Origin of the sequence: Phaeobacter sp. G2 (assembly GCA_025163595.1) — a bacterium.
In the GTDB taxonomy this organism is placed as follows: domain Bacteria; phylum Pseudomonadota; class Alphaproteobacteria; order Rhodobacterales; family Rhodobacteraceae; genus Pseudophaeobacter.
Genome location: CP104102.1, coordinates 94,946 through 117,998, shown reverse-complemented (window position 1 = coordinate 117,998; position 23,053 = coordinate 94,946). Strand labels below are relative to the sequence as shown.

At 59.0% G+C, this 23,053-nt stretch carries 18 protein-coding genes; 5 read left to right on the top strand and 13 right to left on the bottom strand.

Annotation, left to right across the window (positions count from 1 at the left end):
- Window positions 1-244: 244 nt before the first annotated feature.
- Window positions 245-1,039 carry an SDR family oxidoreductase gene (locus tag N1037_21215; GenBank protein UWS81623.1) on the top strand — a complete coding sequence of 265 codons (795 nt, stop codon included), beginning with the start codon at window positions 245-247 and terminating at the stop codon, window positions 1,037-1,039.
- A gap of 47 nt (window positions 1,040-1,086) precedes the next feature.
- Here the strand turns inward: N1037_21215 and N1037_21210 are convergent, their stop codons facing one another.
- From N1037_21210 to N1037_21180, 7 genes are all read right to left on the bottom strand, one after another.
- The gene (locus tag N1037_21210; protein UWS81622.1) at window positions 1,087-2,961 is read right to left on the bottom strand and encodes a sigma 54-interacting transcriptional regulator; all 1,875 of its coding nucleotides are present in this window, start codon (window positions 2,959-2,961) and stop codon (window positions 1,087-1,089) included.
- 46 nt (window positions 2,962-3,007) lie between these two features.
- Window positions 3,008-3,553 (bottom strand): flavin reductase family protein, encoded by a 546-nt coding sequence (locus tag N1037_21205; protein ID UWS81621.1) that lies wholly within the window; start codon window positions 3,551-3,553, stop codon window positions 3,008-3,010.
- Between the two features lie 196 nt (window positions 3,554-3,749).
- Entirely contained in the window at window positions 3,750-4,430 is a 681-nt protein-coding gene (locus tag N1037_21200; protein ID UWS81620.1) for an enoyl-CoA hydratase/isomerase family protein, read from the bottom strand.
- Between the two features lie 21 nt (window positions 4,431-4,451).
- Window positions 4,452-5,636, bottom strand: a complete 1,185-nt coding sequence (locus tag N1037_21195; GenBank protein ID UWS81619.1) for a CoA transferase — start codon at window positions 5,634-5,636, stop codon at window positions 4,452-4,454.
- A 54-nt stretch (window positions 5,637-5,690) separates the two neighbouring features.
- Entirely contained in the window at window positions 5,691-6,383 is a 693-nt protein-coding gene (ribB, locus tag N1037_21190) for a 3,4-dihydroxy-2-butanone-4-phosphate synthase (GenBank protein UWS81618.1), read from the bottom strand.
- 5 nt (window positions 6,384-6,388) lie between these two features.
- Window positions 6,389-7,477, bottom strand: a complete 1,089-nt coding sequence (locus tag N1037_21185; GenBank protein UWS81617.1) for an LLM class flavin-dependent oxidoreductase — start codon at window positions 7,475-7,477, stop codon at window positions 6,389-6,391.
- Between the two features lie 66 nt (window positions 7,478-7,543).
- A complete protein-coding gene (locus tag N1037_21180) occupies window positions 7,544-8,071 on the bottom strand; it encodes a flavin reductase family protein (GenBank protein UWS81616.1) in 528 nt (175 codons plus the stop codon).
- Between the two features lie 275 nt (window positions 8,072-8,346).
- On the opposite strand from N1037_21180, the gene N1037_21175 reads away from it, so the two are divergent.
- The 3 genes from N1037_21175 to pcaF are packed head-to-tail and all read left to right on the top strand — an operon-like array spanning window position 8,347 to window position 13,078.
- On the top strand, window positions 8,347-9,801 hold the full coding sequence (locus N1037_21175; GenBank protein ID UWS81615.1) for an NAD-dependent succinate-semialdehyde dehydrogenase: 1,455 nt from the start codon (window positions 8,347-8,349) through the stop codon (window positions 9,799-9,801).
- A gap of 3 nt (window positions 9,802-9,804) precedes the next feature.
- Entirely contained in the window at window positions 9,805-11,862 is a 2,058-nt protein-coding gene (locus tag N1037_21170; GenBank protein ID UWS81614.1) for an FAD-dependent oxidoreductase, read from the top strand.
- A gap of 10 nt (window positions 11,863-11,872) precedes the next feature.
- On the top strand, window positions 11,873-13,078 hold the full coding sequence (pcaF, locus tag N1037_21165) for a 3-oxoadipyl-CoA thiolase (protein ID UWS81613.1): 1,206 nt from the start codon (window positions 11,873-11,875) through the stop codon (window positions 13,076-13,078).
- Between the two features lie 131 nt (window positions 13,079-13,209).
- On the opposite strand, the gene N1037_21160 is transcribed toward pcaF, so the two are convergent.
- Window positions 13,210-14,277 carry a 2,3-butanediol dehydrogenase gene (locus N1037_21160; GenBank protein UWS81612.1) on the bottom strand — a complete coding sequence of 356 codons (1,068 nt, stop codon included), beginning with the start codon at window positions 14,275-14,277 and terminating at the stop codon, window positions 13,210-13,212.
- A gap of 304 nt (window positions 14,278-14,581) precedes the next feature.
- On the opposite strand from N1037_21160, the gene N1037_21155 reads away from it, so the two are divergent.
- Window positions 14,582-15,742, top strand: coding sequence for an acyl-CoA dehydrogenase family protein (locus N1037_21155; GenBank protein ID UWS81611.1), 1,161 nt, complete (start codon window positions 14,582-14,584; stop codon window positions 15,740-15,742).
- Between the two features lie 144 nt (window positions 15,743-15,886).
- Here the strand turns inward: N1037_21155 and N1037_21150 are convergent, their stop codons facing one another.
- The 5 genes from N1037_21150 to N1037_21130 all read right to left on the bottom strand — a co-directional run bounded on the left by N1037_21150 (window position 15,887) and on the right by N1037_21130 (window position 23,008).
- Window positions 15,887-16,852: an ABC transporter permease gene (locus N1037_21150; protein UWS81610.1), complete on the bottom strand. Its 966-nt coding sequence runs from the start codon at window positions 16,850-16,852 to the stop codon at window positions 15,887-15,889.
- A gap of 9 nt (window positions 16,853-16,861) precedes the next feature.
- Window positions 16,862-18,379 (bottom strand): sugar ABC transporter ATP-binding protein, encoded by a 1,518-nt coding sequence (locus tag N1037_21145; protein ID UWS81609.1) that lies wholly within the window; start codon window positions 18,377-18,379, stop codon window positions 16,862-16,864.
- Window positions 18,376-19,431, bottom strand: coding sequence for an ABC transporter permease (locus N1037_21140; protein UWS81608.1), 1,056 nt, complete (start codon window positions 19,429-19,431; stop codon window positions 18,376-18,378). The genes N1037_21145 and N1037_21140 overlap by 4 nt, the downstream gene beginning before the upstream one ends.
- 11 nt (window positions 19,432-19,442) lie before the next feature.
- Window positions 19,443-20,516, bottom strand: coding sequence for a sugar ABC transporter substrate-binding protein (locus N1037_21135; GenBank protein ID UWS81607.1), 1,074 nt, complete (start codon window positions 20,514-20,516; stop codon window positions 19,443-19,445).
- Window positions 20,517-21,286: 770 nt separating this feature from the next.
- A complete protein-coding gene (locus N1037_21130; protein UWS81606.1) occupies window positions 21,287-23,008 on the bottom strand; it encodes a GMC family oxidoreductase N-terminal domain-containing protein in 1,722 nt (573 codons plus the stop codon).
- Window positions 23,009-23,053: the final 45 nt, after the last annotated feature.

Here is a 23,053-nt window from a genome sequence, read left to right as displayed (position 1 = left end):
AATGGCACGAGTGCCGAATGCCCACACTGTATAGCTCTGAGAGTCTAATCGGCGTGACCTGCCCGCACAATTGTGCCTTTTGAGACGGCACCCAATCAAAGGGAAATCTCAGCCTGTCTTTGATGTGACAGGGGGTGCCCTGTCCAGTGAAGCGATTGAGCCAATTGTCCCACAAGAGGCATTCATGATCAGCATAAGCTGAAGAGCCCTTTTCTGGGCCCTGAACACAGTCAGGGAGGACAAAATGACAAATTCTCAATTTTCACTAGAAGGCCGCATCGCCATGGTAACTGGTGGCGGACGGGGTATCGGGCTGGGCATTGCCACCAGCCTGGCCGAGGCCGGTGCTGATGTCGTGATCGCCGATTACACGAAAGAGCTGGCAGAAGCAGGCGCTGATGCGGTGTCGAAACTGGGGCGTCGCACTGCCGCGTTGCAAGTTGACGTCCGCAAACCGGACAGTGTTACGGCAATGGTTGACGCCGTGGAAAAGCAATTCGGTCGGCTGGACATCGCAATGAACAATGCGGGCGTCGTCAGCTTGGGCGGAATCGAAGAACTGACCGTCGATCAGTGGGACGATTGCATTAACATCAACTTGCGCGGCGTTTTCCTGTGCACCCAGGCCGAAGTGGCCCTGATGCGCAAACAGAAATACGGCCGGATCATTAACACCGCCTCGATCGCTGGCAAGGTCGGTTTCCCCGCCCTGTCGCATTACAGTGCCACGAAATTCGGTGTCATCGGCTTTAGCAACGCCGTGGCCAAGGAAGTGGCCCAGGAAGGCATCACTGTGAACGCCCTGTGCCCCGGCATCGTCGGCACTGGCATGTGGCGCGGCGAAACCGGCCTATCCGGCAAATGGGCAGAACCCGGCGAAACCGAAGAGGAATCATGGAAACGTCACCAGCAGATTTTCCTGCCGCAGGGCGTGGCGCAAACACCCGAGGACATGGGCCAGATGGTCGTGTATCTGGCCTGCGCACCCCATGTCACCGGCCAGGCGCTGGCCGTGGATGGCGGGTTTTCTCTGGGCTGATCATCAGGCCCCTGGTCGGCCCGGGACACTGTTCCCGGGCCTGACCTTCAGGTTTCCTCGCGCGCCTTCTGGATTTGGATTTTCCGGTAAAGCGTCGCGCGCGACATGCCCAGATACCGCGCCGTCAGGGAAACGTTGCCGCCGTTATAGCGCAGGGCTGCCTCGATTTTTGATGCTTCGGACTGGGACCGCGCGGTCAGGTCTTTACGTGCGATTTCCTCAACTATATCCTGTGGCAGTTGGTCCAGACGGACCAGTTTTCCATCGGATAAGGCAATCGCGTGACGCAGCGAATTGCGCAGTTCCCGCAGGTTGCCGGGCCAATGGTAATGCTGCAACACCAAGCGCACATCGTCGTCCAGTTCCAAATCTGGCTTTTCTTGCAGCTCACGCTCGATCCGAAACAGATCGCGGACGGTCAGCTCTATATCCGGTGCGTTGCGCAATGGGGGAAGCGCAATTTGCCCGCCCTTCAATCGGTGCAGAAGATCGGGCCGCAGGCGGTTCTCTTTTACCAGTTCGCTGAGCTCCTGGGTGGAAATCACAATCATGCCGATCCCGTTCACAGCCGCCTGCCTGTCACTTTCCAGCAGGCCCAGTAACACTGATTGATGTGCTTCGCTCATTTCGTCGATCCGATCAATGATAAGACAGGATCGTTGACCTTGAAGACGGTTTTCGAACAAGGATGACAAATTGCTACGCGCTTCGAGTGCGGCACAATCAACAAAGACAATTTTCGTATCTTCACCAAAACAATGCCGCGCAACCGCCTTGGCAAAACTAGTTTTGCCTGCACCCGTTTCGCCCGTTACGACGACAGGTAACCCCGAAGACAAGAGACGTTGCGCGCGATCCATTGCCTGGCTTAGCACCGGGTTGATACGCAAGTCCTCTTTAACCAGATCAACCGTCTTTAGGGCCCAAGGAGTTGCTGGAGACATCCGCGCACTGCCAGTCTGGAGGGCAGCCGACTGCCTGCGTGTTTCGGGCACGCTCAGCATCGCCCTAAGTGGCTTTCCTCCATGCTGGAGCATGATGGGCGTACCTGGACGGATCTCGGATATATCGGTATCCAATTCAAAAAGCTCAGTCGCCGAAGTGCCAATCAACTCATCTACCGGCTGTTTCAGCAACCGTGCAACTTGGGATGTCCCCTCTAAGATCAACCCACTTTCGCTAATCGCGATCTGGCCCTCTTCGGCCATGTCGGAATTTTCTGCATTGTCCAGAATGCGCAGCATCAGGTTACGACGGTGAAGTCGACCAAAGTGCCCGTTTTCAATTCGGCGGGCCGCACGTTCGACGATGCTTTGTACGACACGGTTCATCCGTATGTCTGTGCTACGAGCCGTCGTTACGTTAATAACGCATTCTAAAGCTCCCTTCCGCCCAAAAACCGGCGCCGTGAGGCAGGTCAGGTCTTGAGTTGCGGCACCATAATGCTCGGTTCCGACGACAGAGACTGATTTCCCCACCCTCAAGCAGGTTCCGATACCATTGGTTCCCTGCCTGTCCTCAGTCCAAATCGAACCTGGAATAACACCTGATCCCGCCAACTCGCCCAAGTATTGATAATCGCAGCGGAACAGTAGCATTGCCCCTTGAGAGGACGCGAGTGACACCAGATACTCACTATCGACGAGCCGTTGGAACAGGCGCTCGATTTCGGGTTCAGCGATACGTAGAAAATCTTCGCGCTCCTCCAGGATCGGGCGCAATTCAGAATGTGACAGGACCTCAGCACGCGGAATACTGTCGGGAAGAAGATTATAGTCTGAAAGACATCTTTTCCAAGACTCGGACACGAGATCTGGCAGGTCAAGTGCGCCATTCAGCCCGCGAGATTTGCGAATATTGGCGATTTCTATTGCCAACGGATCATTCAATTCTGTGGCGGTTCCCGCCCTTGTGTCTGACATTATGCCCCTCCCAAGACAACTTCTATCAAGCGCCGATTTTACAGCGCTAGGCTATTTCCCGTCTGGCCAGCTTTGCTGCTCCTCCGTTAAGCCAGATAAGGGGGTCCTCCGGAGTCTCTGGGCATCTATGACCCAAACGGACACCGTCGATTTTCCCAATAAAAACCATCTGATCGTCATGTGCATACGCTTGTTGAACATCGCAAAAGAAACATGTCGTAGCCCCTGCCAGATATGGTAGCCCATGCATCCCCTCCACCCATCTGTCGGAGGTGAAGCGAGAGGCACGCTTGTCGCTTCGGCAAAATCGATCCAATAGGTCGATGTCGTTTGTGGTGATCTGGTTCAGGCAAAAGTAACCACTGTCCCGGATCGCCGGAAAGGCCGAGGCACGGTTGTTGACTGCAACGATTATCGCGGGGCGATGAGTGGAGAACGGAACAGCGGTCGTAACAGCGAGGCCGTGAAAGCCTCCAGAATGATCGCGCGTTGTCAGAAGCGCAACATTGACCACCGTCCCCCTGAGCGCTTGTCTCAGGTTCTTTGAGAAATCGCATTCACCTTCTCGATCGAAATCGGGGTGCTTATTCATATCATATCCTCCCGTGCGCCTGTAAGATCGCAGTGCCCTCCGTCCAATTATAGCCACATGTTACCGCGTTGTAGCTATTGAACACACGCTCCAGTCGGACACATCTTATCATAACAAGTGTCTCATCTGAGACACTTGTTGCCTTGCATCCTTATTTGCCGCCGTATGGTCCGACCGCTCTAAGGTGCCGGACAACTCAATAGGCCGTCAGGCCCGCAGCTTGGAACAAAGCCTCTTTGCAGCTCGACACTGCCCGCTTTTGCCTTAGCACTTCATCCACGGGCCGTGCAGCCACTCTCTGTGCGAGATCCGCAGCCATGGCTGCGGCAAGGCCGTCTGGGGCAATCCATTCAACCAGACTAGCCTTCAAAGCGCATTCGGGAGCCACACGATCACCAAGAATCAAATATTGCAGAGTTTTCGCGTGGCCAACCATACTGACTAAGTCCGAAACAACTGATGCGTCGAACAGCACTTCCCCGATTTTCCCGGACATTTGCAAGTAGGCACTTTCTGCCATTACTCGCCAGTCGCAAGACAAAGTCAACGCGGCCGCGGCCCCGACAACACCCCCCTCAATGGCGGCAATCGTCACTTGAGGCATAGCCCGCCATGCGCTGCACATGTGCTCGTAATGCATTGAAATGAGTTTCGCCTCGGACGATTGTGCGTCAACCGAGTAACATACCGCCTCGTCAGCTTCACAGCTGGTCATGTGGGATGTTCTGAGTACGACGGATGTGGTGGAGAAGTCGTCATGGAAATCCAAAGCGACCCTTGTGAGATGCTGCATCTGTTCGCCGCTCAGCGATACATGGCCTTGCACAGGGGCGAATGTCACGGTGGCCATAGCAGCGTGCTTATTGATGGATATCATCCCCGCCTCGCATATTTGTAACTATGTGACGACATTCCGGGAAAAAAGGAGTGACACCCTCTCGCCGTCAAAACCAAACCGCGTCAGTACGTCCCGACTATGTGCCCCGATAATTGGCGGCGGAAGACGCACAGAACCTGGCGTCCGGTCCAGTTTCACGGCGATACCGGGCCCGCGATAGCCATCGACTTCCTGTACCATCTCTCTGGTCCGCGTATGATCAAGTTCGAGCACCTCTTCGACGGTCAGAACCGGCGCGCAGGGTACCCCCAGATCCATCAGATGCGTGAACAGGGCCATACCGTCCCGTTGTTCCAGCAGCGGACTCAGTGTGGCCCGCAGACTGTCGCGGTTCGTCACCCGGTCGCGGTTTGTGCGGTACAGCACGTCGGTGCCCAGCTCGGGCACACCCAGCTCGGCGCATAGCGTACGGAATTGCCGGTCATTTCCCACGGCCAGAAACAGCGGCACGGTGCTGGTCGGAAACAGGTCATAGGGGACGATATTCGGATGACCGTTGCCGGTCCGCAAGGCCCGCCCGCCATTCAGAACGTTCGAGGCATGAGGGTGCAACATTGCAATCGCGGTATCGTACAATGTCACCTCGACCATCTGGCCCAAACCGGACCTGTTGCGTTCCAGCAGCGCCATCAGAATACCCATGCAGCCATACATGCCGGTGCAGCTGTCAACGATGGGAATACCGATCCGACAGGCATCAATATCGGGCGGCCCGTTCACCGCCATCAGCCCCGAAATCGCCTGCACCGCAGCGTCATAGCCGGGCAAACCACCCAGTTGTCCGGTTTCCCCGAACCCCGACACACGGCAATGCACCAGATGCGGAAACCGCCGAGTGATTTCCGACAGATCCGAGACACCCCATTTCGCCCAAGTGCTGGCCTTGAAGTTTTCGATAAAAACATCGGCCTGTTCCAGCATCTCGAACAGCAGGTCAATGCCCTCTGGCTTGGATAGATCCAGTGCCAGATCTTTCTTATTGCGATTCAAACCCAGAAAATAGGGCGCAGTGCCATCGACAAATGGTGGGCCGTACCCACGCGTATCGTCGCCGGCGAAGGCCTCGACCTTGATGACTTCTGCGCCATGATCGCCCAGCAATTGTCCGGCAAACGGACCCGCCAACACACGCGAGGCATCCAGAACTAATGTCCCGGTCAAAGACCCGTTCACGCTTTTGCTCACTTGCTTCTCCTCAGTTTAGCGCGGGCCCGGCCCCGATCCTCCGGGGGCCGGGCCTTACAGGTCGTTATGCGCGCGGCGCCAGTCCATCAGATCGGCGATGGTGATTTTCAACAGGCCATGCTGCGCGGCAAAATCGTCAAGCCGCTGACCACACATCATCGAGCCATCGGGGTTCACCAGCTCGCACAACACACCCACAGGCTCATGCCCGGCTAGACGCACCAAGTCATAGGTCGCCTCGGTGTGGCCATCCCGCACCAGAACACCACCCTCGCGGGCACGCAGGGGGAACACATGGCCGGGCCGTCTGATCGCGGACGGGTCCGGTGTGTTGGCAGACAACACTTGGAATGTCAGGGCGCGGTCGTTTGCAGAAACGCCCGTACTACAGCCATTCGCATCGCATGTGACGGTAAAGGCCGTCGCCTGAGGATCGTCGTTGCGCGCCACCATTGGCGGCAGATCCAAGGCATCCGCCTTTGCGCCGCTCATTGCTGCGCACAGGATACCGGTGGAATGATTAACCATAAAGGCCACCATATCCGGCGTAATCGTTGCGGCCGAAGCGATCAGGTCGCCTTCGTTTTCGCGCATGTCATCATCGACAGCGATAACCATCCCGCCAGAGGCGATGATGTCAATCGCCAGGGCGACCCGGCGCAAAGCCGCAGCGGACGGCGCGTCGGTGGATATCGAGGGGACAGCAACGCTGTCCCCTTTAATTTCCAGTTCTCGCAGAAACAACATCCCGCTCAGCCTGCGTTAATGACCGGCAGAACGTCTTCAGCCAGACGACGCATCGTCAGCCGCTCGCGTTCGCGGTTATGGCCAGAACCGTCCATCGCCGCCTTCAGCAAAGTGCCGAACGGACCCGAACGCTCACGCAGGCTCATGATCTTATCAATCACGGTCTTGGGCGAGCCATAGATCACCGAGGACTTAACGATCGATTCGACCGTGACCTCGTCATCTGACATTTCCGGATTCGGCTTGATAACCGCGGTATAGTCAGCGACTTTCAGCACTTCCCACAGGTAGTCGAAGTAGTAGAAATCCGACCCTTTGGGATCCAGCAGCCAGTCTTCTGCCTGGGCGTCGCTTTCGGCGATCAGGATGTTGCGAACAACCGACCAGTCTTTGCCGTCGGCCTTCTTGCCGATAGCTTCGCAACCTTCGACATACTTGTGCCAGTGGTTGATGATGGTGCTTTCGGGCGCAAAGTTGGCCGAGATCGGGCGCCAGCCCTGTTTCACCGCATGGGCGACCGAATTACCATCCGGCGACATCGACGACAGCGAGATCGGGGGATGCGGTTTGGTAAAGGGCTTGGACATATAGCCCACGCCGAGTTTGGGAATGATATTGTCGGTGATCTTGATATTCCAGTGTTTGCCCTTGATGTCATAGGGCGGGTCCTGCGACCAGATCTGCTTGATCATACCGATAGATTCAGCGAACTTTTCGGCGCGTTCAGTGCCGTCCAGAACGTCGAACAGTTCCATATCAGAGGCCAGACCGCCCGGCCCGATACCCATGTTGAAACGGCCCTCAGTCATGTGATCAAACTGCGCCGCCTGACCGGCAACCTGCGCCGGGTGGTGGTTTGGCAGACAAATCACACCCGTACCAAAGCGGATTTGCTTGGTCTGGGGGATCAGCGACGCCAGGAACATCATCGGCGCGGTGATTGGCTCGGTCGAGGCCGAATAATGTTCGCCGATCCAGGTTTCCTTGAAACCTAGCTGGTCAGCGTAAATGATTTTTTCCGTGTTCTCTGCCAACACATCAACAAGCGGCCGGTCAGCCGGGTGCAGGGGCATGTGGAAAAGTCCGAGATCCATTGAATCCTCCCAAGGTTCGTTAAGTGCCCATACGGGCGTTGGTTTCTGCTCAGGCACCTGCCCAAGTCAGTCGGTGAGTGGCGTCGCAACAGAAGCGCGCGCGCCGTTCAGCCACAGAATTGGCGCCGTGGCCTGATCCGTGCGGGGCAGGATGACATCCTCGACCGCACCAAAGAAAACTGTGTGGGTGCCAAAATCATGGCGTTCGACCACACTGCAAATATGCGTTGACAGGGCGTCCTTCAGTGCAGGCACGCCCCCGACCACATCGGTCCATTCACCCGGTACGAACCGCTGGTCGCGCATGTCGCTGCGGGAGAACCGCTCTAACAGGTCAAGGCGGTCTTCTCCCATCAGGTTAAGGGCGAACCGTCCGGTGCGCAGGATAACCGGATGGATCGAGGCCGTGTGATTAATAGCCACCATCATCGACGGGGGTTCCATCGAGAGCGATCCCGAACTGGTAACAGCCATGCCGTGCCAGCCGCCTGTTTCGTCACACGCGGTCACCAGAGAAATGCTGGCCGCACACAACCGTAAACTCGTTCGGAAGTCCTCGGTCAGTGAGGTCATGGTCAGGTCCTGTGCCGTCATCGGAACGGTTCTCCGCCGCTAAGTGAATGTAAGGAGCGCCCCGCAGATCGCAGCGAGGCACCCAAGCTTGCCCTGAGAATTGTCAATTCAACCCGAAATGCCCACTGGCCCAGTTGCGCTAAGCCGGAACGTCCGGCTTGTCTCAGAATTGACAGTTGCGACAATTGCCCCTGCGTCAGACATGTGAGCCTATCCAATGTTTTTTTCGCGTCGAACCACCCCTGGGAATAATTGCTGGGCGGGTAGCGTTCGGGCGCTGATCGAAAGGACCGGCGATGACCGATGCAACTTACCCTCGAATTGAAATCATCCTGAACGGCAAAAGGATCGGCCCCGAAGGCCGTTCCACGCGGGCGATCACCAACCCCGCCACAGAGGAAACACTGGCCGAAATGCCGATGATCACCGCCCAGGAACTGGACCAGGCGGTACAAACAGCGCAAACCGCCTTTGACTCCTGGCAGGGCGTGTCAGCCCTGGAGCGCAGCCGGATTCTGCGGCGCTTTGCCGACATTCTGCGCCGCGACGAATCCCAGATTGCGCGCAACATCACGCTGGACATGGGCAAACCCCTGGCCGAGGCCCTGGCCGAGGTGCGTTCGGCCGCCGATTATGTGGACTGGCACGCCGAGGAAGGCCGCCGCGTCTATGGCCGCATCATTCCCGCGCGGGTGGCTGGGGTGCAGCAAATCATGGTCAAAGAACCTGTCGGGGTCTGTCTGGCAATCGCGCCGTGGAACTTTCCACTGAGCCAGTCGATCCGAAAGGTGGCCAATGCCCTGGCCTCGGGCTGTACGCTGCTGCTGAAAGGCGCATCTGAAACCCCCTCGGCGATCATGGCCATTGCCAACGCCCTGGAAGAGGCCGGCCTGCCCGCGGGGTGCCTGAACATCATCTGGGGGGACCCATCGCTGATTGCCAACACCTTGCTGGCGCATCCCGTGGTGAAAAAACTTAGCTTCACCGGCTCGGTTCCAGTTGGCAAACATCTGGCAGAGCTGGCCGGACGGTACATGAAACGTGTCACGATGGAATTGGGAGGCCATGCCCCCGTTCTGATTTACGACGATGTCGACCCCCAGGCCGTGGCCCGCGCGCTGACCGCCAATAAGCTGCGCAATTCCGGGCAGGTCTGTATCTCTCCGACGCGGTTCTATGTGCAGGATGGCGTCTATGACAGCTTCTTGCCCGCTTTGGTCGATGCGTTTGAAAAAGTAAACGTTGGCAACGGGTTGGACCCAGCCACCAAAATGGGCCCGTTGGTCAATTCCGGCCGGGTGGATGCGATGGACGCGCTGGTCGCCGATGCCCGCGCAAACGGCGCCACCATTGCCACCGGCGGCGCGCGCATCGGCAATGTCGGACATTTCTACAGCCCGACCGTCGTTGCCACTGACGGCGACGACATCGCGCTGATGAATGACGAACCCTTTGGCCCGGTCGCGGTGGTGTCGCGATTCCGCGACAGTGACGAGGCCCTGCGCCGCGCAAATCGCCTGCCCTTTGGTCTGGCCTCTTATGTCTTTACCAATTCGCTGCAACGCGCCGATCAGGCGTCGGCCTCTTTGGCGGCAGGGATGGTGTCGATCAACCATTTTGGACTGGCCCTGCCCGAAACGCCATTTGGCGGGATTAACGACAGCGGCTATGGCAGCGAAGGCGGCATCGAAAGCTTCGAAGGCTACCTGAACACGAAATTCATCAGCCGCATGTCAAACCCGGTGGCCTGACCGATGACCGTACACTACCGTCTGGAAAACAAGGTGGCCGTGGTCACCTTTGACAACCCGCCGCTGAACGTGTTTGGCCGCGACATGAGGGCTGAATTGTTGGACGCGATCCAGCGTGCCGCACAGGACCGTCCGTCACGCCTGATTCTGACGGGGGCCGGGCGCGCCTTTGTCGCTGGTGCGGATGCGCGCGAATTTGACGGCAAACCGCTGCCGCCGCATTTGAACGACGTGCTGGCCCAACTGACCGACCTGCCGTTTCCGACCATCGCGGCCATCAACGGGACGGCCTTGGGGGGCGGCTTGGAAATCGCGCTGGCTTGCCGGTATCGCATCGCGGCGCCGGGGGCCACGCTGGGCCTGCCAGAGGTCACGCTGGGTATCGTCCCCGGGGCCGGCGGCACGCAAAGGTTGTCGCGCCTGATACCGATGGCCGCCGCGCTGGACATGATCGCCCGGGGGCGCAGCGTGTCGGCAGAAAAGGGGCTGGATATGGGGCTGGTCGACCAGATCGCCGCCGACCCCGTCGCCGCCGCCCACAGTGTGGGCAAACAGGTACTGCACCGTGCGCTGATACCGGATCAGCGTCCCGCACCGGACCTGGACACCCAGGCGGTTGACGATGCGCATGCCCAGGCCGACCGGCGGGCCGCGGGACAGATCGCACCGCATCTCGCAATTGATCTGGTCGCCGCAGCCGCGTCCGAAACACTGGAGCAGACCATGCTGCGCGAAAGGCGCACCTTCCTGGACCTGCGCCAGTCACAACAGGCTCATGCCCTGCGCCATGTGTTTTTCGCCGAACGCGCCGCCCTGTCCCAGGGCAAGGCCTTTGCCGCGCCGAAAACCGAACTCAGCCGCGCGGTCGTCGTCGGTGGCGGCAACATGGGGGCCTCGATCGCCTATGCGCTGGCCACCGCTGGGCTAGAGGTGACCGTGGTCGAAACCGACGCCAATGCGGTGAGCCGCGCTAAGGACAATATCGCCCGACTGATTACCCAAGGTGCGGCCCGCACCGGGCTGGATCCGGCCGTGTTGCAGGTTCGCTTGTCTGTTCAATACGGATACGAAGGGTTGCCCCCCGCAGGCCTGGCCATCGAGGCCGCATTCGAGGACATGAGCGTCAAACGCACCATATTTGCCGCGCTTCAGGCCGCCCTGCCCCGCGACGCGGTGCTAGCCACGAACACCTCTTATCTGAATGTGAACGCACTGGCCCTGGGAATCGACACCCCCGAACGGTTCCTGGGTCTGCATTTTTTCGCCCCCGCGCATATCATGAAGCTGCTGGAAATCGTGCGCGGTGAGAAAACATCCGACGCGACGCTGGGTGTGGCCTTTGCCCTGGCACGGCGGCTTGGGAAAATGCCGGTTCTGTCGGGGGTATGCGACGGATTTATCGGGAATCGCATCCTGACCCGGTATCGCCATGCGGCGGATACTTTGCTGTTGCAGGGGGCCACCCCGGACAGCATTGATGCCGCGATGCGCGCCTTTGGCATGGCCATGGGCCCCTATCAGGCGCAAGATCTGTCTGGTCTGGACATCGCCTATGCCAACCGCAAACGTCAGGCCCCCGGGGACCGCCAGGACCGGCGCTATGTGCCGATCGCGGACCGCCTGGTCGAAGACCTGAAAAGGCTGGGGCGGAAAACCAATGCCGGCTGGTACGATTATGATGCCGACGGCACACCGCAGCCCTCGCAGATCGTGTTGGACTGTATTGTTGCCACCAGCGCCCAGGCGAAAATCCCCCGCGAACCGATCCCGCCCCAGGTGATTTCTGCCCGCTTACTGCTGGCCATGATCGCCGAGGCCTGTGACATCCTGACAGAAGGCATCGCCGCCCGGCCCGCCGATATCGATCTGATTCTGATCCATGGCTACGGGTTCCCTCGCTGGCGCGGAGGGCTTATGTATCAGGCCGACCGGATCGGCGTGCCCATGTTGATCGACCAACTGAACGCGCTTTGCGAAAACGACCCTTTATCCTGGTCCGTTCCCGGCCTTCTGACTGATCTGGCCGCAGCGAACCGTACCCTGAACAGCCTGAATACCTAAGAGGTACCCCATGAACGACGTCTTCCTTTGCGATTACATCCGCACGCCCATCGGGCGTCATGGCGGCGGCCTGTCCGGCCTGCGCCCTGATGATCTAGCGGCCATTCCACTGGCCGAATTACTGCGCCGGAATCCGGGGATGGACCCGTCCGAAGTCGAGGAGGTCTGGCTGGGGTGCGCCAATCAGGCAGGAGAGGACAACCGCAACATTGCCCGCATGTCCAGTTTGCTGGCTGGATTACCTGAACAGGTGCCGGGGGTCACGGTAAACCGCCTGTGCGGTTCCGGGCTAGAGGCCGTTCTGACCACCGCTCGCACGATCAAGGCCGGGGAAATGCACCTGGCCATCGCCGGTGGCGCCGAAAGCATGAGCCGCGCACCCTTTGTCCTGCTGAAATCTGATCGCGCCTTTTCACGCGCCGTCGCGATGGAGGACACCACCATCGGCTGGCGTTTCATTAACCCCAAGATGCAGGCTGCCTATGGGACAGATTCGATGCCTCAGACGGCGCAGAACCTGGCGGATGAAATGGACATCAGCCGCGCAGACCAGGACGCTTTTGCCGCCGACTCGCAGCGTAAAACGGGACAGGCCCAAACCGCAGGACGTTTCACCCCTGAAATCATCCCGGTCGAGGTGCCAGCCGGCCGTGGCAAAACCAAGGTCATAGCCGCAGACGAACACCCCCGACCCGACACCCAACTGGCCGATCTGGCACGGCTGCGCCCGATCACTCGGACGGACGGATCTGTGACCGCTGGCAATGCTTCGGGAGTGAATGACGGGGCGGCGGCGCTGATACTGGCTTCGGGGGCGGCGGTACAACGCCATGGGTTGCGGCCTCTCGCACGGGTGGTTGGTGGCGCGTCTGCCGGGGTGCCGCCGCGGTTAATGGGCTACGGGCCGGTGCCAGCGGTGCAGAAACTGCTGACTCAGCACGGCCTGACCACCGAAGACATCGATCTCTTCGAAATGAACGAGGCCTTTGCGGCGCAAGTGCTGGCCTGTCTGCGCGGGCTGGGCATCCCTGACAACGATCCGCGCGTGAATCCCAATGGTGGGGCGATCGCCCTTGGGCATCCGTTGGGCATGTCCGGTGCCCGAATTGCCGGTAGTGCCGCTATTCAGCTTTCGCAGGGCACCGCGCGGCGCGCCATTGTGTCGATGTGTGTTGGGGTCGGTCAGGGCGTCGCCCTTCTGCTTGAACGCGTCTGACCCCTGCCCCTTGCTTTGCGCTGCGAACTCCCGTTCCCACGTGGCGCAAGGCAAAAGGCCAAGGCACTTGCGTGCCTTGGCCTTCCGACGTGCCGACGTTGCGCTCAAAGGGCGGGAGGAACCCTCTGACGTCAGCCATTCAGATCGATTAGGATCTTCAGTTGTGTGCCCGCCGGATCCAACAACGCGTCAAACCCGTCCTTGATCACGGTATCAAGCGTCACGGTTTTGGTCACAACTTTGCGGGCCGGGATTTGACCCGAAGCAATCAGGCGCATCACGCGGGGCCACATTTGCGCGGTATAGGCCCAGGACCCCCGCAAATCGATGTCCTTGTAAACAACGTCGAACCAATTGACCGGGGCCTCACCTGGGTGCAGGCCAATTTGGACGACGACGCCGCGTTTACGAACCGCATCGACACAAGCCTGCAACGCCAAGGTATTCCCCACACATTCCAGCGCAACGTCGCAGCCGACGCCACCTTCGGTAGCCGCCCGGATCACGTCGCCGACGTTTTCTTCGGTCGGGTTGATCGTGATCACATCAGGAATAATCTCCTTTGCGATTTTCAGGCGGGTGGCGTTAGGATCCGAAACGAACATCTGCACCGCACCAGCAGCCCGTGCCGCCAGCAGCGTCAACAGCCCGATCGGGCCCGCGCCGGTGACCAGAACGGAATCGCCCGCGTTGACCCCACCGCGATCAACGCCATAGACAGCCACGGCGGTCGGTTCGACCAGGGCGGCGTCTTCGTCCGTCATGTCTTCAGGCACTTTGTAGACGTTATAGCCCTTTAGCAGGCTCTCTTGTGCCATGCCGCCACCGATCCAGCTCAGACCGGCCAGCTGCATCGCGTCCGACAGGTTGAATTCACCGCGGTCGACATAATAATCGCCGCTGCGGGGCGTGATGAAGGGCTGTACCGACACGCGGTCGCCCACTTTCACATGGGTCACCCCCTTGCCGACCTTGGTAACCGTGCCGCCATATTCATGGCCCAGAACCTGGGGCGCGGCGGTTTTGCCGTCCTCGTCCTGCGGAACGAAAATCGGGCCATAAGCGTATTCGTGCAAATCCGTGCCACAAATCCCGACGAAACGGTTTTCGATGACGACTTCGTCCTCGGCCGGGTCCGTCGGCAGTGCAATATCCTCGACCCGCAGGTCCTTCGCAGCGTGAAAGCGCAGTGCTCTCATTTGGGTATCCTCCCCTAATGTTTAAAAGGCGTACCACTGTTTTCCGGCTGTGTCGGAGGACAGGAACGCCCACCCGCAACGACCGGGTGCCGGCGGTACTGACGCCAGTAGAGGCCGGAATGGGGCATCCAACAACTGTCTCTCCTGCGACAGGCCGCGGATAACACCCTGACGCAATCGCCCCATTGGAAAGGTCAAAGCCGCCTTGGTAGGACTGACAACACAAGGGCGAACGGATTGCGGCGTTTGCGCCGCACGCGACGGCCCGATTTTCCAGAAACTTCCGCAAAGGAGGCGCCGCCTCATGTCACTCGACCCCGAAACCCTCTCGCAGTTCCTTGATATGCTTGATCGCTTTGTGCGCGAACGGCTCGTACCAAACGAAGAACGGGTGGCCGACGACGATGCCATCCCCGACGATCTGGTTCAGGAAATCCGCGACATGGGCCTATTCGGCCTGTCGATCCCCGAGGAATACGGCGGTCTGGGCCTGACCATGCACGAAGAGGTTCAGGCCGCCTTCGTATTGGGGCAGACCTCGCCCGCGTTTCGGTCCCTGGTGGGCACCAACAACGGTATCGGCAGCCAGGGCCTGATCATCGATGGCACCCCTCAGCAAAAAGAGACATACCTGCCCCAACTGGCCACCGGAGAGATGGTCGCCTCGTTCGCACTGACCGAACCCGAGGCAGGATCGGACGCAGGGTCGCTGCGGACCTCGGCGCGCAAGGATGGCGATCACTATACTCTGAGCGGTACGAAACGGTTCATTACCAACGCTCCACGCGCCGGACTGTTCACCGTGTTTGCCCGCACCGATCCCAGTTCGAAAACCTCGGCCGGAGTCACGGCCTTCCTGGTCGAGGCGGACACGCCCGGCCTGTCGCTGGGGCCGATCGACCGGAAAATGGGTCAGAAGGGTTCCCATACCTGCGACGTCATCCTGGACGGCTGCCGCGTACACGAAAGCGCGATCATCGGCGGCCCTGACCGTCTGGGGCAGGGATTTAAGACCGCGATGAAAGTGCTGGACCGGGGCCGCCTGCATATCTCAGCCGTTTGCACCGGCAACGCCGAGCGGTTGATCCGCGACAGCCTGGAATATGCGATGGACCGTAAACAATTCGGCGAACCGATTGCCGAAAAGCAACTGGTCCAAGCCATGCTGGCCGACAGCCGCACCGAGGCATTCGCGGCCCGCTGCATGATCGAGGAAACCGCCCGCCGTAAGGATGCCGGGCAGAATGTCTCGATCGACGCGGCCTGCTGTAAAATGTACGCCAGCGAAATGGTTGGTCGCGTCGCGGACCGCGCAGTGCAGATTCTTGGCGGTGCGGGTTATATCGCGGATTACGGGGTCGAACGGTTTTTCCGCGACGTGCGGCTGTTCCGCATCTACGAAGGAACGACCCAGATTCAACAGCTTGTCATTGCCCGTGGCATGATCCGCCAGGCGTCTGCCTAACTAACACCAACACGGGCGCCTGATATGGCGCCCGTGTTGCAGGCCACCTGCCCTTTACGTCGCGCAGGTTTCACGAAATTGAAAAACCCCGCCGGTTTGGAACCGGCGGGGTTTTCTGTTCGGAGTCATTTGTTGGCGTATCGCCTACTTGACCACCCCGATTTTTTGACGGTCTGTGGTCAAGGCAACCGCGACCAGGATGACAACGCCGAAAACGATATCCTGGCTGGATGGGGGCATACTGGAAATCGTGACACCGACACGCAACAGGACGGCGATGATGCCTCCGATCAAGCTGGCCACCACACTTCCGACACCGCCGGAGATGGCGGTGCCGCCAACCACCACGCCCACAAGCGCGGGCAACAGCATCCCGTCGGCGATCGTGGCATTGGCAAACTGCGTCTGCGACAGCATCATCAGCCCCGCCAGCGCCCCGCAGCCCGCCGAAATACCAAAGGCCACGCTGCGCACCAGATCGCGCCGGATACCCGACACATACACAGCCAGTTCACTGGATCCGAACGCATAGATATTCCGGCCCATCCTGGTGAACCGCAGCATCACCTGCAGGCAGATCACCACGGCCAGCACCAAAAGGAACATGTTCGAGATCCCGAAATTGCGCCCCGCCAGACTGTCGAACAGCCACATGCCGGAACCGATGCCCACCATATTGGCCCCGGTCAACGCCAAGGCCGCGCCGTTGAAAATACCCAAGGCGCCAAGGGTCATCACGAAGGACGGGATTTGCATCCTGCCGATCAGATACCCTTGCAAGGCGCCAATCAGCGACGCGCCTGCGACCACGGCCAACCCGGCAAAAGACCCCAGCATAGGAGACAGCAGTGCGCCGCTGACTGCCGCCAGCGATGCCATCGCCGCGACGGACAAATCCAAACACCCGATCAGGATCGGCAGTGTCGATCCGATAATCAGCAACAGCATCGGCGCGTTATCCATCATCAAAGAGTTGATGGCCCGCCAGCGCATCAGCCCGGGCGCCGCGTTAAACAGGACGATCAGCGTGACCACCAGGACGAAAAAGGGAACGAACCGGCGTAGCCGCTCGCGCGAGATCGGGGACGAAAGTATTGAAAGACTAGACACTTCTTTTCCTCAAACCATGGCCCGGACAAGCTCTTCTTCCGAAGGCGGGCTTTGTTGAACCTGGGCGATATGTGCGCTGATCATGCCGTCCTTCATGACGATGATCTCGTCAGAAAGGCTAAGAACCTCATCAAGCGTATCGCCAACAAGCAGGATCGCCAGGCCCTTGTCGGCCAGCTCGCGGATCGCTGCAAAGAGATCGGCCCGGGCACCCGGATCAAGCCCACGCGTCGGATGGTCCAGCATCAGCAGCTTCAGCGAATTGCCCAACAGCCATTTGCTAAGCACCACCTTTTGCTGGTTTCCGCCAGACAGCAGGTCGATCTGGTGTTCGATCGACGGGGTCTTGATCGCCAGCTTGGCGACCCAGTCCTTGATCGGCGCCTTTTCTCGGCGACGCGACACCATCCCCGGTCCGGCAGCGTGCTGCCAACCAAAGGTGATCGCGGCGTTTTCCGACACGCTGGTGTTGCGCACCATGCCTTCGGTTTTGCGTTCCGCCGGCAGATAGCCGATGCCCCGCGCTACAGCCGCCGAAGGCGCGTCGATTTCAAGCGGTTTCCCGTCGAAACGAATGCTACCGCTCCAGCGGTCTGCCATGCCAAAAATCGTGCGCAAAACCGATTCCGCGCCCGATCCCTGCACCCCGATCACGCCAAGGATTTCACCCGGCGCCATACTGAAACTCACGTCGTGAACCTCGCCGGGGACCGACATGTTTTCAACCTCCAGCACCCTGCTGCTGCCCAGATGCGCGTCACGCGGGCGACGGGCGACACGGTCGATCCGTTGCTTACCGACCATCAGTTCGTACAGTTCGTCCACATTGACCTTGTCTTTTTCGCGCTCGGCCACGTTGCGACCGTCGCTCATGACCAGGACCCGGTCGGAAATATCCAGGATTTCGTCCATCCGGTGCGACACGAACACCACAGAGGAGCGATGCTTGATCCGCCTGATCTGCGAAAACAGTGCCTCGATCTCGGGCGGGTTCAAGACGGCGGTCGGTTCGTCGAACAAGATCACCAGATGCCCATCGACCAGTTCTTCCAGGGTCAGAACCTTGGCCAGTTCCACCATCTGGCGTTCACCAAAGGACAGATCGCCCAGCGGGGTGAACGGGTCGATATCCAGCTCAACCTTTTCCAGTTGCCGTCTGGCCTCGTCCTTCATTGCCGTCCAGCGATAACTGCCCCAGCGCGCATAGGCCGCCGGTTTGTCCAGGAACAGGTTTTCGGCCACGCTTAGGCTGCCGATCAGGGATTGTTCCTGATGCACCAGCCCGATCCCGGCCCGGCCTGCATCCAGCGGCGAGCGTAGCTGCACCACCTTTCCGCCGACACGCACCTCGCCACCGTCGGGACGGTACAGCCCCGACATGATTTTCATAAGAGAGGACTTTCCCGAACCATTCTGCCCGATAAGCCCCAGGACTTCGCCTTCATGCAAAGACACGTTGACATTGTCCAATGCGACAACGTCGCCAAAGCGCTTTTCCACGCCGTGAAGAGAGAGCGCAATTGTCATTTGATGATCCTGATCTTGCTTCGCAGATGCCAGGTGGATGCGGCAACCGCGGTGATGATGACAGCCCCCTCCACTGCACTTTGAAGCAGGGGGTCGACGCCGATCTGAATAAGGCCATTGCGCAGTGTCACGAGGATCAGAACCCCGATCATCGACTGACGGATACCGCCATGCCCCCCCGAAAGAAGGGTGCCGCCGACAACGCAGGCCGCGATGCTGGGAAACAGCAGGCCGATCCCCGACCGGGGATTACCGACACCGATCCGCGCGGCGATAAACAGGCCCGCAATAGCGAAACAGGCGCCCGCCACGGTAAAGGCCGCCATCTTATAGCGGTTCACCCGGATACCCGACATCCGGAGAACGGGTTCGTTTTCGCCGATGGCGCGGCTCATCCTGCCAAAGACCGTATTTTTCTCGACCAGTATGGCCAGAAGGGCGATCGCTACGGCCAGATAGACCAAGCTGCTGACCCCGAAATGTTTGTCGATCGCCAAAGAAGTGATCCGCGTATCCAGAATCTGCGGCTGCCTGTTTGGAAACAATAGCGATGCCAGCCCCAAGGCGATCAGCCAGGACCCCAGCGTCACGATCAGCGACGGCATCCGGGCGTAGATCGAAATAACCCCGTTCAGCAGGCCGATGGCCGCGCCGGTGGCGATGACCAGCGGCAGTGCCCACAGGCCGATATCCGTGCCCGTCACCGTATTGGCAACCATGATCGACACGATGATATTGCCCAAAGAGGACACACCCTCGACCGACAGGTCAATCGACGCCTGCATTAAGACAAAGGTCAGGCCAATGGCGACAATCGCCGGTACGGCGGCTGCTTCCAGTACGGCCACGAAATTGCCCAAGCTGGCAAAGTTCGGCGCCGCGAGCGAAAACAGTATACAAAGCCCAACCAAGGCCACCAGAGGCCCGTGTTTCTGAAGGATGTTCGACGCTTGCTTCCACCAATCGGCCTTGGGGCCGGAAGGCAACTCTCCCCCCTTGCGGGAGGAGAGCTCTAGATCGCGAGCGCCGGACGTTTTGAATCCGTCCTGCATTTTCAAAGTCCTCAGTTCACACCAGGAGGAATTTGGCCGGCAGACTTGGCCCAAAAATCCGCCTTGATCTTTTCATAGGAATAGTCAGCCGGGTCTTTTACCGTTTCCAGGAATGCGTCTGCGTTTTCCTTGGTCACCAGGACCTGCTCGATAAAGAAATCCCGCTGTGCTTCGGCCATATCTTCGGGGCTCAGATCGCCAACGCGGACCGCATACAGCATCGCGGCAGCCACGGCGCCCTGGTATTCGGACAAGCCCGCCACGGTGGACAGCATTTCACCCGTCTGGATCAGTTTGACCACGTCGCTGGATCCGTCAGTGCCCGATACCGGCACTTTGCCATTCAGGCCAACTTCGCGCAGGGCAGCGACAGCGCCCAGGGCCATGGCATCGTTTGCGCCATAGACGCCCTTGATCCGATCACCGTATTTGACCAGCCAGGTGCGCATGACATCCTGCGCCTTCGACTGCTGCCAGTCCGCGACCTGTTCGTCCAGAATGGTCATGCCGGGACATTCTTCCAGGGCTTTGTCCAGACCCATGTTCCGCTGTTTTGCGGGCGCGTTGTCGGGCGTGCCGCGCAGCACCACGATTTCACCCGTCCCGCCCAAGGCGGCACACAGGGCTTTGCCGTTTTCATGGCCCGCGAACACACCGTCAAAAGAGATGTTGGCGATCCATGTGTCCGGCGCGGTATCCCAGGGGTGCAGTTCTTCGGGACGGTTCCACAGCGTGGTGATCACGCCGCCCGCCTGTTCAACCCGGTTAACCAGAACCTTTGTGATCGAGGGCGAATCCGGGAACCAGGTGAACATGCAGCCTTCGCAGCCGGCGGCGACCAGGGCGCTCATGTTCTGCATGGATTTCTGCGGGTCGAAATCGTTGCTGATGATTTCAACGGTGCCATCGACCGATTCCATCATCGTCGTGGCGCCCCAGATCATCTGCTGCCAATATTCCGAGCTGGTGTTCCCCACGCCCAGAAACAGTTTTTTCGCAGCGTCGTCTTGGGCGACCGCCCCGGTGGTCGTCGCACACAGCAACGCCGAGGCCATACCAAGACCGGCAAGAGACCAAAATTTCATTTTTATTCCTCCCATATGTCGGTGGACGTTCTGATAGACGTGTACCGACGACCGACGAGCGTCCACCGTCTCGCCTGCGTTTGTTCGATGTCAGCACACGTAAAACTTTGTTGTCTCGCTGGTGACTCTTGACCCAAGGCAGCCGCTTCTGCTTTTGCCGTCTTGGGCGAAACACCAGTGTTTCACTGTGTGGATGCTGCTTTAAGACATTGTTCTTGGCTACTGGTTCAGAAGCGGCACCCAAATAGGCGCGAAATGTCTCAGACGCGACGCTTGCCTATTTCGAGGGGCGCTTCATTATAATATAATAATTACAGATACTTACATCACACCCCTGCGTTTCACTCCATATGCTCAGTGGCTTTGCGGGATTTATGACAAGCAGCCAATGGGACAGGCTGTATTCTGTTTCTTTTGCAATGGCTGATCCGTATGTCTCTATCTGGTGGTGTTCTGGTGCCCCGTGTCTTCATTGTAGAGCGCTGCCCAGAAACAGGTTCAGCGTGTCGCAATGCATCCTGCCAACCAATTCAAGCCCCTCAACCATATGATCGGCGAGAGGCGCTTTGTCGGGTTTGAGACCTAGGAAGGCGGCGGGCGATGTTTTCCTGCGCGTCGCCTTTGACGAACGGAAAACGCCCATTGGCGTCGATTTGTAGGATTCCCCCGACGCTTGCAGGCAAAAATTCGACGGTCTCGCTGCGGCGCGTAGACGTGGGAAACGCCGGGCGGATACATACCGCCCGGCGTCGATTGTCGCGTGCTGAGACCTAGGACAGCATATCGGCCATCTTCATGCCGATCATCGCACAGGCCGGCATCGTGGGCACAGAGACGATCCTTGGCATGATCGTGCTGTCAGCGACCCGTAGATTGCGAATGCCGTTCACACGTAGCTGCGCATCAACCACAGCCTGATCATCGGCCCCCATCCGGCAGGCGCCTGCGGAATGGAAGTAGGTCGTGGCGCCATTGCGAACGAAATTGGCAAGCTCTTCGCCTTGTAGATCCTTTCCTGGCGCGACCTCTTTGACCACATGATCCTTCAATGCCGGTGCATGGGCGATTTCACGCGCAACGCCGATCGCACGTTCCAGATAGGTCACGTCATCGGGATGGCTCAGGAACTGCATATCCACCACCGGACGGTCGTCAGGATTATCCGAGGCCAAAGTTACCGTCCCACGGCTTTTTGGGGCAACCAAACCGCCACACAGTGCCCAGGTATTCCCTGGATTCTCGATCGCATATTCCTTGGCAATAACCTCGCTTGCGTAAGGAATTTCGATCTGAACAATGCTGACATCCGGCAGATCAAGGGATGAATCAGTCTTTAGGTAGCCCGACATGTTCGCTGCGCTGTTGCGATGTTCGACCGGGTCGGGCGATTCAAACAAACAGCCCCCATGCAGGATATGATCCTGCACATTCTGGCCGACTTCGGGTGCATGAAGAACCGTCTCGATATTGACCGCCTTTAGATCTTCTTCGTCGCCGATACCGCTCAACATCAGCAATTTCGGTGTGTTGAAACCACCCGCCGACAGGACGATCTCTCGATCTGCACGGAAAACCACAGTTTCACCGTCCCGCACACATTCAACGCCGACGGCGACACCCCCTTCGACGATCACCCGGTTCACGGTCGTATTGACCAGAAGTGTGACGTTATCCCGTGCCAAGGCAGGGTATAGAAATGCGCGCGCCATAGAATTGCGCCGTCCATCCTTGATGATCTGATTCATTAAGCCAAAGCCGTTGCCTGTAATTTCCCGGTCCGTATTCAGGTCTTCGGTTACGGGCAATCCAACTTCGGCGACGGCATCGAGGGTCGCGTCGACCAGCGGCAGTAGCCCTTGGGCGGGTTGCACCCATACCGGACCGTCGGTTCCGCGGAATTCCGGATTGGGCGCACCCTGCCAGTTTTCCATACGCTTATAGATTTCACGACTGGCCTCATAATTCCAGGATGCATCGCCTGTGACATCGGCCCAGTGATCCATGTCGGCCTTGGTCGGGCGCGCCCAGATTGTCGCGTTGATGCTGGATCCGCCGCCAACAACACGTCCCGTGTGTTCGGGGATCGCACGATTGTTCACACCTGCGCTTGGTATAGCGACATCGCCCCAGTCGCGTTCTGTACCAAGGTTCGTAAACCAAATGCGCGGGTCACTGATTGATGGTGCCGTGTCCCAATCCCCTGCTTCGATCAGCAGGATATTGCCATCGGTCTTAGCCGCCAGCGTTCCAACCAATGCACATCCCGCACTACCGGAACCGACGACAATATAGTCATAGCTCTGTCCAAGGTTCGCAACGCGGTCCGCCTGCACCTGTCGGATATTGTCCAGCTCGTCGGCAAGCGCACGCAAGGGCGTGCCACCGATCACGCCCGTAGCCAGCGCCGTCGTTATAAAGGCCCGCCGCGACATCTTGCCAGAGATCACCGAATGTTCGAGCCGCTCTAGCGCTTGGTCCATATATTTGTTCATGATTTCCTCCCTAAATGTCCCGCCGGGCATTTGCCCGACGAGGTT

Bases quoted from the DNA above. Each gene is read 5' to 3' on its own strand.
- N1037_21215 (UWS81623.1), top strand. From the start codon at position 245: ATGACAAATTCTCAATTTTCACTAGAAGGCCGCATCGCCATGGTAACT.
- N1037_21210 (UWS81622.1), bottom strand. From the start codon at position 2,961: ATGTCAGACACAAGGGCGGGAACCGCCACAGAATTGAATGATCCGTTG.
- N1037_21205 (UWS81621.1), bottom strand. From the start codon at position 3,553: ATGAATAAGCACCCCGATTTCGATCGAGAAGGTGAATGCGATTTCTCA.
- N1037_21200 (UWS81620.1), bottom strand. From the start codon at position 4,430: ATGATATCCATCAATAAGCACGCTGCTATGGCCACCGTGACATTCGCC.
- ribB (UWS81618.1), bottom strand. From the start codon at position 6,383: ATGTTGTTTCTGCGAGAACTGGAAATTAAAGGGGACAGCGTTGCTGTC.
- N1037_21185 (UWS81617.1), bottom strand. From the start codon at position 7,477: ATGGATCTCGGACTTTTCCACATGCCCCTGCACCCGGCTGACCGGCCG.
- N1037_21180 (UWS81616.1), bottom strand. From the start codon at position 8,071: ATGACGGCACAGGACCTGACCATGACCTCACTGACCGAGGACTTCCGA.
- N1037_21175 (UWS81615.1), top strand. From the start codon at position 8,347: ATGACCGATGCAACTTACCCTCGAATTGAAATCATCCTGAACGGCAAA.
- N1037_21170 (UWS81614.1), top strand. From the start codon at position 9,805: ATGACCGTACACTACCGTCTGGAAAACAAGGTGGCCGTGGTCACCTTT.
- pcaF (UWS81613.1), top strand. From the start codon at position 11,873: ATGAACGACGTCTTCCTTTGCGATTACATCCGCACGCCCATCGGGCGT.
- N1037_21160 (UWS81612.1), bottom strand. From the start codon at position 14,277: ATGAGAGCACTGCGCTTTCACGCTGCGAAGGACCTGCGGGTCGAGGAT.
- N1037_21155 (UWS81611.1), top strand. From the start codon at position 14,582: ATGTCACTCGACCCCGAAACCCTCTCGCAGTTCCTTGATATGCTTGAT.
- N1037_21145 (UWS81609.1), bottom strand. From the start codon at position 18,379: ATGACAATTGCGCTCTCTCTTCACGGCGTGGAAAAGCGCTTTGGCGAC.
- N1037_21140 (UWS81608.1), bottom strand. From the start codon at position 19,431: ATGCAGGACGGATTCAAAACGTCCGGCGCTCGCGATCTAGAGCTCTCC.
- N1037_21135 (UWS81607.1), bottom strand. From the start codon at position 20,516: ATGAAATTTTGGTCTCTTGCCGGTCTTGGTATGGCCTCGGCGTTGCTG.
- N1037_21130 (UWS81606.1), bottom strand. From the start codon at position 23,008: ATGAACAAATATATGGACCAAGCGCTAGAGCGGCTCGAACATTCGGTG.